At 37.8% G+C, this 17,273-nt stretch carries 13 protein-coding genes; 9 read left to right on the top strand and 4 right to left on the bottom strand.

Translation table 11 applies throughout. The features are described 5' to 3' along the window. The first annotated feature begins 32 nt into the window (after window positions 1-32). From fahA to PZ898_RS20965, 3 genes are all read left to right on the top strand, one after another. Window positions 33-1,280, top strand: coding sequence for a fumarylacetoacetase (fahA, locus tag PZ898_RS20975; protein ID WP_277694161.1), 1,248 nt, complete (start codon window positions 33-35; stop codon window positions 1,278-1,280). Window positions 1,281-1,442: 162 nt separating this feature from the next. After that, complete coding sequence (locus PZ898_RS20970) at window positions 1,443-2,264, top strand: flavin reductase family protein (RefSeq protein WP_123278851.1); 822 nt, start codon at window positions 1,443-1,445, stop codon at window positions 2,262-2,264. A 13-nt stretch (window positions 2,265-2,277) separates the two neighbouring features. Beyond that, entirely contained in the window at window positions 2,278-2,877 is a 600-nt protein-coding gene (locus PZ898_RS20965; RefSeq protein ID WP_277694160.1) for a hypothetical protein, read from the top strand. Between the two features lie 53 nt (window positions 2,878-2,930). Here PZ898_RS20965 and PZ898_RS20960 read toward each other — a convergent pair whose 3' ends face one another. Together PZ898_RS20960 and PZ898_RS20955 are read right to left on the bottom strand one after the other, a co-directional pair. Then, entirely contained in the window at window positions 2,931-3,440 is a 510-nt protein-coding gene (locus PZ898_RS20960) for a hypothetical protein (protein ID WP_123278853.1), read from the bottom strand. Between the two features lie 48 nt (window positions 3,441-3,488). Further along, the gene (locus PZ898_RS20955; protein ID WP_277694159.1) at window positions 3,489-4,331 is read right to left on the bottom strand and encodes a dienelactone hydrolase family protein; all 843 of its coding nucleotides are present in this window, start codon (window positions 4,329-4,331) and stop codon (window positions 3,489-3,491) included. 61 nt (window positions 4,332-4,392) lie between these two features. Between PZ898_RS20955 and PZ898_RS20950 the strand changes: the two genes are divergently transcribed. The 5 genes from PZ898_RS20950 to PZ898_RS20930 all read left to right on the top strand — a co-directional run bounded on the left by PZ898_RS20950 (window position 4,393) and on the right by PZ898_RS20930 (window position 9,899). Beyond that, window positions 4,393-5,649, top strand: a complete 1,257-nt coding sequence (locus PZ898_RS20950) for a PKD domain-containing protein (protein ID WP_277694158.1) — start codon at window positions 4,393-4,395, stop codon at window positions 5,647-5,649. A 15-nt stretch (window positions 5,650-5,664) separates the two neighbouring features. After that, entirely contained in the window at window positions 5,665-6,438 is a 774-nt protein-coding gene (locus tag PZ898_RS20945; RefSeq protein WP_120233527.1) for a HipA family kinase, read from the top strand. Then, entirely contained in the window at window positions 6,425-6,808 is a 384-nt protein-coding gene (locus PZ898_RS20940; RefSeq protein WP_062675386.1) for a DUF3037 domain-containing protein, read from the top strand. Before PZ898_RS20945 ends, PZ898_RS20940 begins: the two co-directional genes overlap by 14 nt. Before the next feature lie 21 nt (window positions 6,809-6,829). Beyond that, on the top strand, window positions 6,830-7,864 hold the full coding sequence (locus tag PZ898_RS20935; RefSeq protein ID WP_277694157.1) for an alpha/beta hydrolase: 1,035 nt from the start codon (window positions 6,830-6,832) through the stop codon (window positions 7,862-7,864). A 193-nt stretch (window positions 7,865-8,057) separates the two neighbouring features. Beyond that, window positions 8,058-9,899, top strand: a complete 1,842-nt coding sequence (locus tag PZ898_RS20930) for a carbon starvation protein A (protein ID WP_277694156.1) — start codon at window positions 8,058-8,060, stop codon at window positions 9,897-9,899. A gap of 218 nt (window positions 9,900-10,117) precedes the next feature. On the opposite strand, the gene PZ898_RS20925 is transcribed toward PZ898_RS20930, so the two are convergent. Further along, window positions 10,118-12,886, bottom strand: a complete 2,769-nt coding sequence (locus tag PZ898_RS20925) for a TonB-dependent receptor (protein WP_277694155.1) — start codon at window positions 12,884-12,886, stop codon at window positions 10,118-10,120. Window positions 12,887-13,284: 398 nt separating this feature from the next. Beyond that, on the bottom strand, window positions 13,285-15,615 hold the full coding sequence (locus PZ898_RS20920; protein ID WP_120233524.1) for a UvrD-helicase domain-containing protein: 2,331 nt from the start codon (window positions 15,613-15,615) through the stop codon (window positions 13,285-13,287). 295 nt (window positions 15,616-15,910) lie between these two features. Between PZ898_RS20920 and PZ898_RS20915 the strand changes: the two genes are divergently transcribed. Then, on the top strand, window positions 15,911-17,224 hold the full coding sequence (locus PZ898_RS20915; protein ID WP_047429324.1) for a pitrilysin family protein: 1,314 nt from the start codon (window positions 15,911-15,913) through the stop codon (window positions 17,222-17,224). Window positions 17,225-17,273 lie beyond the last annotated feature (49 nt).

Genomic DNA, 17,273 nt, shown 5'->3' with positions numbered 1-17,273 from the left:
GATGATATTGAATCTAACTAAAATCTAAACTTATGAAATCATTTGTAGACTATTCCTCAAATTCGGATTTTTCTATACACAATATTCCTTTCGGAGTCGCAGTTTTTAACAAAGAATATATCGGATGCTGTACAAGAATCGGAGATCAGGTCATTGACCTTGCTACATTGTACGATCTTGGGTATTTTGAAGATATTGAAGGATTAGACGACAATGTTTTTGAAGCGTATACCATCAACGAATTTATCGAGCTGGGTAAACCTGTTACCAACGCTGTTCGTACTAAAATCCAAACCTTATTACAGGAAGGATCAATTTTATCAAAAGATCAGAAAACTATTGAAGAAGCTTTCTATGACCTGGATAAAGTAAAAATGATGATGCCTGTGCACATCCCGAACTACACGGACTTCTACAGCAGCATCGAACATGCTACCAACGTAGGAAAAATGTTCCGTGACCCTGCCAATGCTTTATTACCCAACTGGAAACATTTACCGGTAGGTTACCACGGAAGAGCATCTTCTATCGTAGTATCCGGAACGGAAATCAACCGTCCTAAAGGTCAGATGAAGCCTGCAGATGCAGACAAACCAGTTTTCGGACCATGTAAACAACTGGATTTCGAACTGGAAATGGCCTTTATCATCAATAAAAATACAGAGATGGGAGAAAGCATCTCTACCAAAGATGCAGAAGATGCGATCTTCGGAATGGTTGTTTTCAATGACTGGTCTGCAAGAGATATTCAATCCTGGGAATATGTTCCGCTAGGGCCATTCCTTGCGAAAAACTTCGGTTCATCCATTTCTCCATGGGTGGTTACACTGGAAGCTTTGGAACCATTCAGAACTGCTTCTCCAGTGCAGGATCCTGAGGTTTTAGACTATTTAAAATTTGAAGGTGATAAAAATTACGATATCAACCTTGAAGTATATATCCAGCCTGAAAACGGAGATCAGAATCTGATCTGTGAAAGCAACTACAAACACATGTACTGGAATATGACCCAGCAACTGGCACACCATACCGTAAACGGATGTAATGTGGAAGTAGGTGATCTATATGCCAGCGGTACTATTTCCGGAAGTGATCCAAAGTCTTTCGGTTCTATGCTTGAGCTGACATGGAGAGGACAAAATCCTTTATCATTAAGCAACGGAGAAGAAAGAAAATTCATTGAAAACAATGATACGGTTACCATGAAGGCCTGGGCTGAAAAAGACGGTGTGAGAGTAGGTTTCGGGGAAGTTTCCGGTAAAATCATTCCAGCACTTTAATTTTTATCTAAATTTTAGCTCTGCACAATACTACTATTAAACCTTATAGGTTTTGAAAACCTATAAGGTTTGGTGGATGACATCGCTAGAAATATACTGCTTAACAGTTAGTATTCGAAATGTCATGCTGAGCGGAGTCGAAGCATCTTTTAAAGTAAAAACATGAAAACAGTAATCCCCTCCGAGATAACCTCCGTACAACTGCAGACCATTATGCAGACGGCCGTTTCACCACGACCGATTGCACTGGCATCTACTGTAGATAAAGACGGTAATAATAACTTATCTCCGTTCAGTTTTTTTAATATGTTCAGCACGGTTCCTCCGATTCTGATTTTTTCACCATCGAGAAGAGTTCGTGACAATACTACCAAACATACACTGGAAAATGTTCTTGAAGTACCGGAAGTAGTCATCGGAACAGTCAATTTTCCGATTGTACAACAGATCTCTTTAGCATCTACAGAATACGAAACCGGAGTGAATGAATTTATCAAATCCGGCCTTACCATGAAAGATGCAGATCTTGTACAGCCTAAGCTTATTGAAGAATGCCCTGTTAACTTTGAATGTAAGGTTTTAGAGGTAAAATCATTGGGTGATCAGGGCGGAGCAGGAAATCTGGTAATCTGTGAAGTTCAGAAAATCCATATCAGAGAAGAATATTTGAATGAAGCAGGAAATCTGGATCAGAAAAAACTGGATATGGTAGCCCGTTTAGGCAGCAACTGGTATTCCAGAAGCAATGAAAACAGTCTTTTTGAAGTACCCAAACCTTTGGTAACAAAAGGAATCGGTTTCGATCTGCTGCCAGATTCTATTAAATACAGTAAAGTCTTTACAGGAAATGACCTTGGAATGCTTGCCAATACGGAAGTATTACCAGCCGGAGACTTTCATGCCGATGAAAACATCCATCTAGATGCCCAGAAATTACTTCTGGAAAGTAAAATTGAAGAAGCCTGGAAGATTTTAATTAAGTAGTCTGAATTTATAGATGAAAAAATATATATTCTTCCTTTTTCTCTTAATCACCTTACAGTCATGTTATTATCCTGTAAGAAAAGATTACGGGATTTACAGCAAATCATTGGTGTTTTCGAAGGACAAAAAGTGGCTGATTAACAACATCAAAACGGATGTAGATTCGCACCACCGGAAAATGATGAGCAAGGAAGCATTTCAACTATTCCAGGATTTAAGCAATGGCAAAGCCTTTGACTTAAAAACGGCAAAAGCAGAAAATATCATTCAGAATAGTATTCCTTTTGATCCGGAAACTGAAGATCTTGAGGTATTGAAAAGAAACTCTGATTTCAATTTCCTGGTAAACATCTACACCATGAAAGTGCGAAACGGTCTAGACAATTCAATGGGAACGCAATATGAATATAAAAAAAATGAAACTTTTGCAACGATGGATGTCTATGATATCAGCACTATGAAGAAAATATATTCTCTCAAAGCATATTCAGAAGTTTCGGTGGAAAAAGATCAAAAGGTGACTATCTTTGATCCTTCAACAGAAATTATGACTATGAAAAACTTTCGAAGTCTTTTAAAGGCAGTAAAAAAGAACGCTGTTAAAACGAACTAAAGATATCTATCGATCATCAATAAAAAAGGAGTGAAAGTTTCACTCCTTTTCTGTTATTTGGATTTAAGCGATTCTGAAACAGTAATTTTTCCTTTTTCAGCAAATTCTGTTGCTTTACCGTTTTTATCAATAGAAATATTCAGGTTGTCATTTTTAGCATCATAGTAAATGCTTGTGGCATATCCCGGACAGTCGTGTTGTTTGCATCCTGTCAGTTTGTAGATTCCATTTTCTGATGCAATAGGACTTTCCACGTTGAAATTCTTTACCATTTCATCATACTGAGCACCGGTAAGTTTTTTCAGTCTTTCTGAAATACCTTTATCTTCAAAGAATTTAATATCATGAGGATATTTACCCACATTTTTGGTAATAACATTATCCGGAGCAGGAGCAGAAGGAACTGCAGTTGCCGCTGAATCTGCTTTTGGAGTTGTTACGGAATCCTTAGGCATTACGGTTGCCAAAGTATCACTACTTACAGAAGATTCGGTTTTTGTTTCTTTTTTACATGAAACAACACATAGTGAAAGCGCAAATGCGCCTGCAATAATTTTTTTCATAAATATATTTTATGGTGGTTACTATATAATAACGTAGTTTTAAATGTTTTATTTCAATTTTTCTTTGATAAAATCAATGCATTTTTCAGTTACAGTATGGAGATCTTTTGGTAAATCATTTCCTTCCCATGGTTCTTTTCCCCCGAAAGTATGGTTGGCATTTTCAATCAGAAAAAGCTCAGAATTAGGGTGAAGAATATGAAGATGTTCTGCCTGCTTCACCTCTACCGCTTCATCTTCTGTTCCATGAATAATTAGCATATGAGCTTTAGCCATTTCTGTAGCTCGTTCTACATCAAAACGGTGAATATCCTTTTCATAGTCTTCATAAAACTGATAATAATGAGGCATTTCCTGTTGTGTACGCCCATTTAAAGCATAATAAACACCATTATTTTTCCAGTTCTCCAAGGCTTCTCCTTTTGGAAAACGATTTAAAGTATCCACACTAGCCAACGTAATCAACCCGTTAATCCTTTCATCTTCAAAAGTTTTAACAATAGAAATTCCTCCTCCTCTGCTGTGCCCGATCAGCACAATCTTTTCATCATCCACATGGGGATCTTTACTAAAGTGATCAATTACCACTCCAAGATCTGAAAGTTCTTTAGAATAATTATTCTGCCCAAAAGCTTCAAGATCTCCGAAGTTGAACTGATCATCAGTTGTAGTCCCGTTATGTGAAAAATTAAACTTGACAAAGAAAAAACCTGCTTCCGCAAACTTTTCAGCCATCAGATTCCAGGCTCCCCAATCTTTATACCCTTTATATCCGTGAACAAATATGATCAGGGGAAGTTTTTTTTGACTGTCTTTATAAAAAGCATCAGCAAGAAAACCTTTTGTTTCTTTATTTTCTAAGTATATATTCTTTTCTATAATCAAATTCATAAAACAAATGGGTTTTGCTTAATATTATTTATATTTATAGGATAAATTCAAACTGAAATTTATGAAAAAAACTCTACTTTTTTTATCTTTAATTACATTTTTTTTCATCCTGAGCCAGACGACCAAAAGGGTATTCTTTATTGGAAACAGTTATACTTATGTTAACAATTTACCTGGTCTTATTCAAAGTATTGCCACATCTAATGGCGATGTGTTCGAACATCACAGCCAGACTCCGGGAGGTGCTACCCTGCAGGATCATGCCAACAATCCGAATGTCACTTCAGATATTAATCAGGGAAACTGGGATTACGTGGTTTTACAGGAACAGAGCCAGCTTCCTTCGTTTCCCGATTCACAGGTACAAAATCAGGTGTATCCTTATGCTCTTCAGCTTTCCAATTTAATTAAAACAGCCAATCCTTGTGGAAATGTTATTTTCTATATGACCTGGGGCCGTAAAAATGGTGATGCAACCAACTGTCCAGGACTTCCCACAGTCTGCACATATCAGGGAATGGACACTCAAATTTATAACCGTTACATGGAAATGGCGATGAACAATGAAGGTATTGTCTCTCCTGTAGGTAAAGTCTGGAGAACGATCAGAGAACAAAACCCGGCCATTGAATTGTATGATCAGGATGAATCGCACCCTAGCTACATTGGTTCTATGGCAGCTGCGTATACATTTTATACGATTATATTCAAGAAAGATCCTACCCAGATTCCTTTTAATGGAAATCTTACTCCGGCGCAGGCTCAACTGATCAAAGATATTGTGAAAACAGAAGTGTATAACCAGCCTGATAAATGGTATGTAACCAACAATGATGTTCACAGCAGATTCACTTATCAGCTTACCGGAGCAGGCACCGTTCAGTTTACGAATACAACCCAAAATGCAGCTAATTATTCATGGGATTTTGGCGATGGAACGACTTCTACGCTGGAAAATCCGACACACACCTATACTGTGGGAGGAAGTTATCATGTAAAACTTACTACAGATGCCTGCGGAGCAACTACGACCAAAACAAAACTGGTTGTTGTAAGCACATTACATACAGCAGAAACAACTATAGAAAATGGAATTCAAATCTATCCAAATCCTGTTCAAAACCTTATTTACATTGTTTCTAAAAAGAAATTTGAAGTAATTTCCCTTACAGAAGCTTCAGGAAAAATCATTCCTCATCATTTGAATAAAACAGAGACTGGCTACAGTATTTCACTTCAACATTTGACCAGCGGAGTTTATTTCCTGCAATATAAAACAGGAGAAAAGGAATTCACTAAAAAAATTATTAAAAAATAAGCTTATTTTTGCTGCATGCAGAATTTAAGAACTGTAACCGTGATGCGTTACATTCTGCCCCTGAGAGAAGGAGGATCTCTTCCGGCTCTGGCAGAAGCTGATGATGATTTCAAATATGTTTTAAAATTCCGTGGCGCAGGCCATGGGGTAAAAATGCTGATTTCCGAACTGTTGGGCGGGAAAATTACCGAAGCTTTGGGACTTAAAATTCCTGAACTTGTTTTCGTTAATCTTGATGCTGATTTCGGAAGAACGGAAGCCGATGAGGAAATACAGGATCTTCTGAAGTTTTCTGAAGGTCTGAATCTTGGGTTACATTATCTTTCCGGTTCTATTACATATGATCCGGGAGTAAGTGTGGATCCGCTTCTGGCTTCAAAAATAGTATGGCTGGATGCATTCATTACCAACATCGACCGTACTTTTAAAAATACGAATATGCTGATGTGGCATAAAGAACTTTGGATCATCGATAATGGTGCTTCGTTCTACTTTCACCACTCATGGCAGAATTTCGATGCAGCGGCCAAAACGCCTTTCAAATATGTGAAAGATCATGTGCTTCTTCCTAAGGCCAAAATGCTTGGTGAAGCGGATAAATTTGCCCATGAAGTTTTGAATGACACTCTTTTCAGAAATATTGTCAATATGATTCCTGAAGACTGGTTACACTGGAATGATGCTGACGAAACGCCAGAAGAAATCCGTGAGATCTATTTTCAGTTTATGAAAACCAGATTAGAAAATTCTCAAATCTTTGTAAACGAAGCGAAAAATGCAAGAGGATAAAATATATGAATATGCGGTAATACGCCTGGTACCTAAAGTTGAAAGAGAAGAATTTTTCAATATCGGACTGGTGATGTTTTCCAAGAAGGAAAAATTCATCAGAGTGGAATTCTATTTGTGTCCGGACAAATTCAAACTGATGCACAGCAAACTGGATTACGATGATATCATCCACAATCTTGAAAGCTTTCAAAAAATTGCTAACGGTGAGAAAGATGGCGGTCCTATTGCTTTTCTTGATATTCCGGAACGTTTCCGATGGCTGACAGCGGTAAGAAGTTCTGTAGTCCAGACCTCAAGACCTCATCCGGGAAAATCAAAGGATCTGAATGTCACTTTTGGTAAGCTTTTTGAGGAGTTAGTAAAGTAACACTTTTCTTAAAAATTTATTATGAATTTATCTACAAACAACATATCAATCTACAGGTTTTTCACAAACCTGTTTTTTGTTTTAATTATAGGATTTTCTAATTTATTTTTTTCACAAGAATTACCATTAAGACCAAACAAAGCTTCTGCTATAAAAAGTACATTACTTCCTGAAATTGCAGCAGTTTCCGAAGATATCGTCTACAAAACAAACAAAAAGGGGAAACCTCTCGCTCTTGATCTCTATACTCCCAAGAATGCCACCACTGAAAAGCTTCCGGTATTGATCTACGTTCATGGAGGCGGATGGGTAGAAGGTGACAAAGTGGTAAATGCAGATAATTATCTTGAAACGACTGTAAAAAAACTGGTAGACAAACAATATGCGGTGATCAGTATTAATTATACGCTTTTAAGTGACAGCATTCATTTTCCTTTGCCTCTGGAAGACACCAAAGATGCCATAAGGTGGGTAAGAAAAAATGCAGAGAAATATCATTTCGACCCCAATAATATCGGGTTATTCGGGGCTTCTGCCGGAGCTCATCTTTCTCTGATGGCAGCCTATACACCAGACAATACTTATCTGGGTAATCCGGAACTTTCCTCTTATTCGGCTAAGGTGAATTATGTGATTGATCACTATGGCCCTGCAGACCTCAACAAACTTTTCCACACCAAATTAGGCACAATCCCGGTAGCACTCATTGGATTAATGTCCAAAAAAATTGTCGGTTTACAGGAGAATCTTGTCAAAGGAATTTCCGGGTTTGATATCAGAAAAAATCAGGACAGTGCTATTGACTATCTTAAAACGATTTCCCCTGCCTATTTTGTTTCCGGAGGAGTTCCAACTTTGATTGTTCAGGGGAATAATGATAAAATTGTCCCTTTAAGCCAGTCTAAAAAGCTTCACAGAAAATTAAACAGAGCTAAAATACAGAACTCATTGATCGTCGTTGATGGCGGAGTCCATGGCTTTGGCACCACTGATAAAGCTTATCTGGATCAAATTACGGATCAGATGGTGGAATTCATTCTTTCACAGAAGAAGTAATATACATACTCTCATCAAAATACAATTCAAATAACTATAAATCAAAACATTAACACATACAAATATAATAAATTTGCTAGATTGATATACATATTGATATTTTTCATTGAGAATTAATTACCTTGGCTATTGTTTAAATTATTAACAACAAAAGTACCAATAATTTAATTTTTCATCAACAAAAATAAAGAATATGGAATCTTTAAACAATATCAACGCACTTACGCTCATCTTTGTATCTGTTCTTCTTTTTGCGATAGCTTACCGCTTTTATGGTATTTTCATTGCCAATAAAGTTCTCAGGCTCAATGACGGAAATACGACACCTGCTGTAGAATTTGCCGACGGTAAAGATTACGTGGCTACCAATAAAAATGTACTTTTCGGGCATCATTTTGCGGCTATTGCAGCTGCCGGTCCTTTGGTAGGACCTGTTCTTGCTGCGCAGTTCGGATATCTTCCGGGAGCTTTATGGATATTGATAGGATGCGTACTGGGAGGTGGTGTTCATGATATGATTGTGCTCTTTGCTTCAGTGAGACATAAAGGGCAAAGTCTAGCCACGATTGCTTCCAAAGAAATCGGGAAAGCAACGGGTACGGTGGCGGGTTTTGCAATCCTCTTCATTTTGATTCTTACGCTGGCAGGTTTATCTTTGGCTTGTATCAACGCGATGCACGAAGCTTCATGGTCTCTTTTTACAGTAATCATTACGATGCCTATTGCTATTATTATGGGATTGATTATGCGTTATAAAAAGAACAGTGTCCTGTTTGCAAGTATTCTGGGAGGAATTCTTCTGATTGCAGGGATTATTGGAGGACACACTCTGATGCAGAATCCTACGATGAATGGTTTATTTTCCTGGGATATTAAAACGATTTCTATAGCGATTCCTCTCTATGGTTTTATTGCTTCTGTATTGCCGGTATGGCTTCTCTTGGTTCCGAGAGATTATCTTTCAACTTATTTAAAAATCGGAACCATTATCATGCTGGCTATAGGAGTAATCGTTATCCATCCTACGATACAGATGCCTGCTATCACAGCTTTTGTTAATGGAGGTGGGCCTATTATTGGCGGGCCGGTCCTTCCTTTTATTTTCATTGTAATTGCGTGTGGAGCGATTTCCGGATTCCATGCGGTGATTGCTACGGGAACCACTCCGAAAATGCTTAATAAAGAAAGGGAAATTCTTTTTGTTGGTTACGGAGCAATGCTGGTAGAAGGTTTTGTCGCATTAATGGCACTTATTGCAGCATGTACGCTGATGCCTGGTGATTATTTTGCGATCAATACTCCCAAAGAGGCTTATGATTCATTTCTGGCAGCTCATCCTTCTTTGCACGGAGTAGATATTGATTATTACTCACAGAAAATAGGTATTGATCTGTACGGCAGAACCGGAGGTGCTGTATCTCTGGCCGTGGGAATGGCCCATATCTTTAATAAAATTCCATATATGGATCAGCTGACGGCTTATTGGTATAATTTTGCCATTATGTTTGAAGCGGTATTTATTCTTACTGCTATTGATGCAGGAACCAGAGTCGGACGTTTCTTTTTACAGGAAATGCTGGGGTCCGTAGTTCCAAAATTCAATGATAAAAACTGGATTCCGGGAATCATTATCAGCAGTCTTCTTTTCACCTTTGCCTGGGGATATCTGGTGTACACCGGAAATGTGAACAGTATCTGGCCGTTATTCGGAATCAGTAACCAATTGCTGGCAGCCTGCGGGCTTATTGTCTGTACGACGATGCTGATCAGAATGAACAGGGGAAAATATGCTTTATGTTCGGCTATTCCAGGGGTGTTTATGGCTGGAATTACCTTTTGGGCCGGTTATATTCAGGTGACAGCCATTTATATTCCTAAAGGACAGTATTTACTGGCTGCTTTAGCGGTAACCGCCATGGTTCTGATGCTTATTGTATTTGCAGGAGCTTTCAGAAAGTGGTATCAGCTTCTTCAAGTCAAAACAACTGAAATTGACCATTATGGTGAACCGGTGAAAGAGCTGGTAGAAAGATAAAATTCAAATTTTATAAAGAAAAACCATTAAAGAGGATTGAAGAAATAAAGTATAGTTAAGATGAATCTTTCTGATTCTTAAGCTTAAAGCGAATCTTATCTTAATACTCGTACACTCTTATTACATCTTAATGGTTCAAAAATAAAAGTTTAATTCATATTACATAAAGAAAAAACAGTTCAGGATTTCTGAACTGTTTTTTTATGCATTTGTTTTATTTAAAAATTAAAATTCAATCTTGCAAAAACATACCTTCCATTCTGCCCAAACTGTGAAGTAGATCTTGAATAGATGAATTGGTCATTATTGGTAGAAGCATTAAGGTTTTTCGTTGGATAGATATCAAACAAATTGTTTACTCCCAAAGTCAATCCTACATTTTTGGTAAACTGATAAGCAGCAGATAAATCCGTAATGATCTTATCTCCGATCTGCTGGTGTTCATTAAAATCAATAATTCCGTCTCCGTTTACATCAATAATATCGGCTCCTGTTACTTTTCCGAAATAGGTATTTCTCAGATATAAACTTGCATTCTTCCATGAAAGCGTATGAGAAAGACTGGCTTTCACTCTCGGTACTGCTTCTTCCAGATACACTCTTGATTTCTCAGAGAAATATACCTTCTCCAATTGTGGAGACTGCAGAAGTCCTGCAGAATGGATATCACCAACCTGTTTTGTTTTATTAAGGTTAATGGCAAAATTGTTATCCAACTTAAATCCAGAGAATCTAGCATTATGTGAAATTACAACGTCAACTCCTTTTGTTTCCGTATCAATGGCATTCGTAAAGAACTGCGCTGCATTGATTCCTAACTGATCATAAGCTTCCTGTGCTTTCTGAGGAACATTCGCTTTTAAGAACTGGTCTGTAAGAATAATACGGTTGTCAATTCTCGTGAAATATCCGTCTGCTGTAAAGGTAAGACTCGCTGAAGGAATTCTGTACGTAAATCCTACACTTGCTGATTTGGATGTTTCCTGCTTCAGTTTTGGCATATCCAGTAATCCTGCCAGCTGAGAATCATTACTGAATGTTCCTACTTCCAAAAGCTGATTATTCGTAAATAATGTAGAGGTTACATTATAATAAATCTGGTGGATTGATGGCGCTCTGAATCCTGTAGATCCTGCAAATCTCACATTGAAATTAGGCGCTACTTTGATTCTTGAAGCCAGTTTATAATTGAATGTAGACCCGAAATCCGAATAGTTTTCATATCTGGCTGCTGCATCCACTAACAACCAGTTGGTAAAGTTGAATTCCACATCTGCATAGGCTGCTACCGACTGTCTGTTTTTATCGACTGCATTTCCGGGTTTAAACCCGTTGAATACCTGAGAACCTCCCGGAAGCGATGCTCCAAAAAAATCTGTAGGTCTTACAGAATTTCCGTTCCAAACATTTCCAGAAACATCATAGGTCGCATAAGAAGCTTCTTCTCCCTGGGTAATTTTAAAATTCTCATAACGGTGTTCTCCGCCGAAGGCAACGTTAACCCCTTCCCATACATCATATTTTTTAGAGAAATCTAAATTGATGGTATTCTGAGAAAACCTTAAACCTCCTGCATTAAACTCTCTTGGTGAAGCAAAACGCAAAGAAGTATTTCCTGTATTCTGAATATTATAGGTAAATGAATTCTGTCCGTATGTATTACTGAAATCAATATTCCAGCCTTCCCATTTTCCTTTGATTCCAGCTGCTAATGAGATATCCTGAATATCTGTTCCGATCTGTGGAAGGTAACCATTAGGATATAATCCTGTAAAAGTTCTGCTTTCACTTGGTCTTCTGTAAAATCCTCCGGAAGTTCCGTGTCTTATACTATAACCTCCAAAAGTATATACTTTCCAGTTGTCACTTACAGGAATCTCAGCATTCACAAAAAGCTGGTGATTGTTAAGCTTAGACTGCCCTACCTGCATATTAAAGTCCTTTCTGGTCTGTCCTCTGTAAGCCAATTCCTGATCAGTGATATAATTAAGTTGATCTCTTGTAAAATTGGCAGATTTCAAAACATTCTGTAGCGCAGAAATGGTATTCGCTCCCTGGATTGAATTTTGCAAATCCTGAGAAAAATAATTTACATTCTGTGCATACTGATGGATATAATTCACAAGCTGCTGTGAATTGGGAGTATTATAGATATTCGTAAAAAGAGAAGAAAGGTTCACTCCGTCATTCAAGGCACGTTGTTCAATGGCGTTATACGCATTGTAAATAGGACCACTTTCTGTTCCTGCTCTGTACGTTGGATTTCTGAATTGTGAAGACCAGGTAATATTAAAGAACCCTCCTTTAGTTCCGATTTTATTCCCATAGTTTAAATCCAACTGAATATTTTGTCCGTCAAAATCTCCGGTGTGGTCATTAGCTGTTGGTGTAAGATTTCCTCCATAGCTTATCTGTCCTGCCAGTTTTCCTGTATCTCTTTTCAGGTCAAGGTTGATAACACCGGCAATGGCATCAGATCCGTATTGTGCGGCAGCTCCGTCTCTTAATACTTCAATCCTGTTCAAAGCGAAAGATGGAATGGCATTCAAATCGGTTCCTACGGTACCTCTTCCAGGTGTTCCGTTGACGTTCACCAATGCTGAAGTATGTCTTCTTTTTCCATTCACCAAAACCAAAACCTGGTCTGGCCCCAAGCCTCTCAGCTGTGCAGGATCCAGGTGATCTGCTCCATCTGAATTCGTCTGAATGGTAGAAGTAAATGAAGGGGCAACCGCATTAAGAATTTGTCCGATATTGGTTTGTGGAAGGATAATAGAAGATTCTTTTACATTGAATACATCTACGGGAACCGGGCTGTCTACTTTAGACCTGGCACCGGCTCTTGAACCCAGTACGACTACTTCTTCTACAGTATTGGTTTTTATGGTGTCTTTATTTGCTTTTATGCTGTCTTTTTCCTGTCCATAAGTAAATACACCGAGGAAAAATAAAACAGAGGCCGAAAGAATAGTTTTCTTATTATTCATAGTTTAGAATTTGATTAACATTTATGTTTTTACAAGGTGCAAATGTAAAATTTATTTATTAGTCTACAAAATAGATAGACTTTGTTTTTGTAAAAAACTATTATCGTTTCTTTCTATCCCTCATTTAAAGTTATGATAAATTAAGGAAACATTCGTAAAAAACATTGCTTTATAGAAGATTAAGTTCATAATAAATATTGAAAAATGTTACGCACGCAAAGAAATAAACTGCTTATTGATTATTCTTCCGGTTGCAACGGCACTTCGTTCAGGAGAGGATTATCTTAGCTCGCGATCGAAAAATATACACAGCGTAATAGTCACATTGCGAACATGCCGGTCAAACAAAAAACGGATCCAAAAATTGAATCCGTTTCTTTTATATTTTTATTCTGAAATTAAATCTTAGTCAGTTTAGCATATTTCAGGATCAGATTTTTCTCTCCTTCATGCATGAAAACTACTTTTGCTTTGATGTTCTGAGGATCTGTTCCGTCTAAGAAAGTAACTTCTCCTATTCCAAAACGGTCGTGTCTCACTTTATCTCCTACTTCAATATCCTGAGAAGAAGCTCCGCTTGGATTGATAATTTTAGCCGTACTTACCGGTTTTAGTTTTCTGACTTCAGGAGCAGGTTTCGAAGTATCTCCTCTGTCGATGGTCTTTTTCTCAACCTTTTTGAAAGATCTCATTTCAGATGGATGCTCATCAAAGATATTGGATTTCACTCCTGAATTATTGATAAACCTTTTTTCCAAAGCCGGATTAAGGAATTCAATATATTCATCATCAATTTCGCTTAAGAATCTTGAAGGCTCAGCATCTGTAATTTTCCCCCATTGGAAACGTGAAACAGCATAAGAGAAGAAGGCCTGTTTTTCGGCTCTTGTTAAAGCCACATAGAATAATCTTCTCTCCTCTTCCAGGTCTTCTCTGGTTGCCGAGCTCATAAAGCTTGGGAAAAGGTTTTCTTCAAGTCCTACCAGATGAACCACCGGGAATTCCAGTCCTTTTGAAAGGTGAATCGTCATCAAAGAAACCATATCATCTTCCAGTTCTTTATCCTGAGTATCTGCAGAAAGGGCAATGTTTTCAAGGAAGTTGGAAAGACTAGGATCTCCGTCTTCAAGCTGCATCTGTTCTTCAATGAATCCCTGCATAGAGTTCATCAATTCCTGTACGTTTTCTACTCTGGAAATTCCTTCCGGAGTCTGATCATCTTTTAAAAACTTGATTAATCCGCTTCGCTTTGCTACTTCCATAGCCACACTGTAAGCTGTTTCTGTTTTCAGCAATACCTGGAAAGCCTTGATCATGGACCAGAAATCGTTCAGTTTGTTTAAAACGCCGTTGTTCAAACCTAGCTGCGGTGCATACATCGGAAGATTCTCCAATACTTTTGAAACTGCTATATTGTGGGCATCAGCAAAAACAATCAGTTTATTCTGTGTCGTTTCTCCAATTCCTCTTGCAGGATAATTGATAATCCTCATCAATGCTTCAGAATCATTTTCATTGATCAGAAGACGAAGGTAACCAATAAGGTCTTTTACTTCTTTTCTTTGGTAGAAAGAAAGTCCTCCATACACTTTGTACGGAATATTTTTACGTCTCAGGGCATCTTCAAAAGCACGCGTCTGAGAGTTGGTTCTGTATAAAATGGCAAAATCGCTGTATTTTCTCTGGTCACGATTACGAAGTTCCCAGATATTTCCAGCTACGAAATTGGCTTCATCAGCATCGGAAAGAGATCGGTATATTTTAATCTTATCTCCTTCTTCATTATCACTAAATACATTTTTCTTAAACTGCTGCAGGTTTTTAGCGATAACAACATTAGCCGCATTTACAATATTCTGTGTGGAACGGTAATTCTGTTCCAATGATACTGTTTTGGCATCCGTATAATCTTTTTTAAAGTTTAAAATGTTATAGATATTCGCTCCACGGAAAGAGTAAATAGACTGTGCATCGTCTCCTACCACACAGATATTTTCGAATTTTGAAGCCAAAGCTTTTACAATAAGATACTGAGAGTGGTTGGTATCCTGATACTCATCTACCATGATGTATCTGAATCTGTCCTGATATTTTGCCAGTACTTCCGGGAAACGGGTCAATAGTTCATTGGTTTTCAATAAAAGATCATCAAAATCCATAGATCCGTTTCTGAAACACTGATCCACATATTTCTGGTAAATCTGCCCAATGAATTTCATATTCGCTTTTTCATCCGCTTCCATCAGTTCAGGATTGTTGAAATAAGCTTTTACCGTGATCAGATTGTTCTTATAGGTTGAAATTCTTGCCTGAACTTTTTTTGGTTTATAAAGATCTGCATCAATATTCATATCCTTCAGAACTTTTTTAATCACATTCAGAGCATCCTGCTGATCATAGATGGTAAAGTTGGAAGGATATCCAAGGTAATGGGCTTCAATTCTCAGAATTCTTGCAAAAACGGAGTGAAATGTTCCCATCCAAAGGCTTCTTGCATTGCTGTCTCCAACTACTTTTGCAATACGGTCTTTCATCTCACGTGCTGCTTTATTGGTAAAGGTAAGCGCCAGGATATTGAAAGGATCTATTCCGTTGTGTATTAAATGGGCAATACGCATAGTCAATACACGCGTTTTCCCGGAACCTGCTCCGGCAAGTACCATCAGAGGTCCTTGTAAAGAGGTAACAGCTTCATATTGTGATTCGTTGAGTCCTTTCAAATAGTCCATACAGCAAAAAAATTTTGGGAACACAAAATTAAGGTATTCGGAGGAGAATTCAAACTTTCATAGAGAAGTTAGGAATTTGAAGTATTCAGATAGTATTTGTCAATGGTCAATTTTGCTCCGCAAGTGAATTGTGAATGATTAGTCTTGGTCTCAAATCCCGCAACCCTAATCACGTAACAAATTGACAAGCGAAGCGAATTCACCATTCACTATTCACCGTCACCTATATATTTCTACACATTCTGTAACATTTAATTCACTTTTCATACTAATTGATAAACAATTTCTAAATTTTATGAAAAAGCGACTTCTTTCTGCTGCTGCCGTAGCTTTCTTCGGGCTAATGCTGAATGCACAGCAAATCAAATTCGAAGAGTATGACCTTCCCAATGGTCTTCACGTAATTCTTCATCAGGATAACTCGGCACCAGTTGTAACAACAGGTGTAATGTACCATGTAGGTGCAAAAGATGAAGTAAAAGGCAGAACAGGTTTTGCTCACTTCTTTGAACACCTTTTATTCGAAGGAACTCCTAACATCAAGAGAGGAGACTGGTTTAAAATCGTTTCTTCAAACGGAGGGCAGAACAACGCCAACACCACCAATGACAGAACTTATTATTACGAAACATTCCCTTCCAACAACGAACAGCTTGGACTTTGGATGGAAGCGGAAAGAATGCGTCACGCTGTTATCAACCAGATTGGTGTAGATACACAGAGAGAGGTTGTAAAAGAAGAGAAAAGATTAAGAATGGATAACCAGCCTTATGGAAATCTTTTCACGACCATTCAGAAAAATTTATTTACCAATCACCCATATAACTGGCCGACAATTGGCTCTATGGAAGATCTGAATTCTGCTAAATTAGAAGAGTTCCAGGCGTTCTACAAAAAGTATTACGTTCCTAATAATGCTACTTTAGTAGTTGCAGGAGATATCAAACCTGAGCAGACAAAAAAATGGATCGAAACCTACTATGGAGGCATTCCAAAAGGAACCCTTTATCCAAAAGATTTCCCGAAAGAAACGCCTATCACACAGGAAAAAGAAGTGACTGCTACTGACCCGAACATCCAGCTTCCGGCGTATGTATTCGCGTACAGAACTCCGGCTAACAAAGAAAAAGACGCGTATGTTTTAGATATGCTTTCTTCTTATTTAAGCAGCGGTAAGTCTTCAGTTTTATATAAAAAATTAGTAGACCAGGACAAAAAAGCACTTCAGGTAGCGGCTTTCAACCAGGGACTTGAAGACTACAGTATTTTTGCCTTCTTCGCAATTCCGATGGGACAGACTACAAAACAGGCTTTACAGACGGATATTGATGCTGAAATCAAAAAGCTTCAGACTACTTTAATTTCTGAAGAAGATTATCAAAAACTTCAAAACCAATACGAAAACCAGTTTGTAAATGCGAACTCTAGCATTCAGGGAATTGCTGCTTCATTGGCAACCAACCACGTATTGATGGGTGACACGAATTTGATCAACAAAGAAATTGACATTTACAGATCTATCACCAGACAGGATCTTCAAAATGCGGCTAAAAAGTATCTTAATTCCAACCAAAGAATAATCATCAATTACGTACCTGAGAAAAAGTAATCATTCAACTTTTAGGTGATAACATGATTATTAAAAATTAAATTTTTAC

This window comes from Chryseobacterium sp. WX, from assembly GCF_029542485.1.
Taxonomy (GTDB): domain Bacteria; phylum Bacteroidota; class Bacteroidia; order Flavobacteriales; family Weeksellaceae; genus Chryseobacterium; species Chryseobacterium cucumeris.
This window is presented reverse-complemented; position numbering and strand designations above follow the sequence as displayed.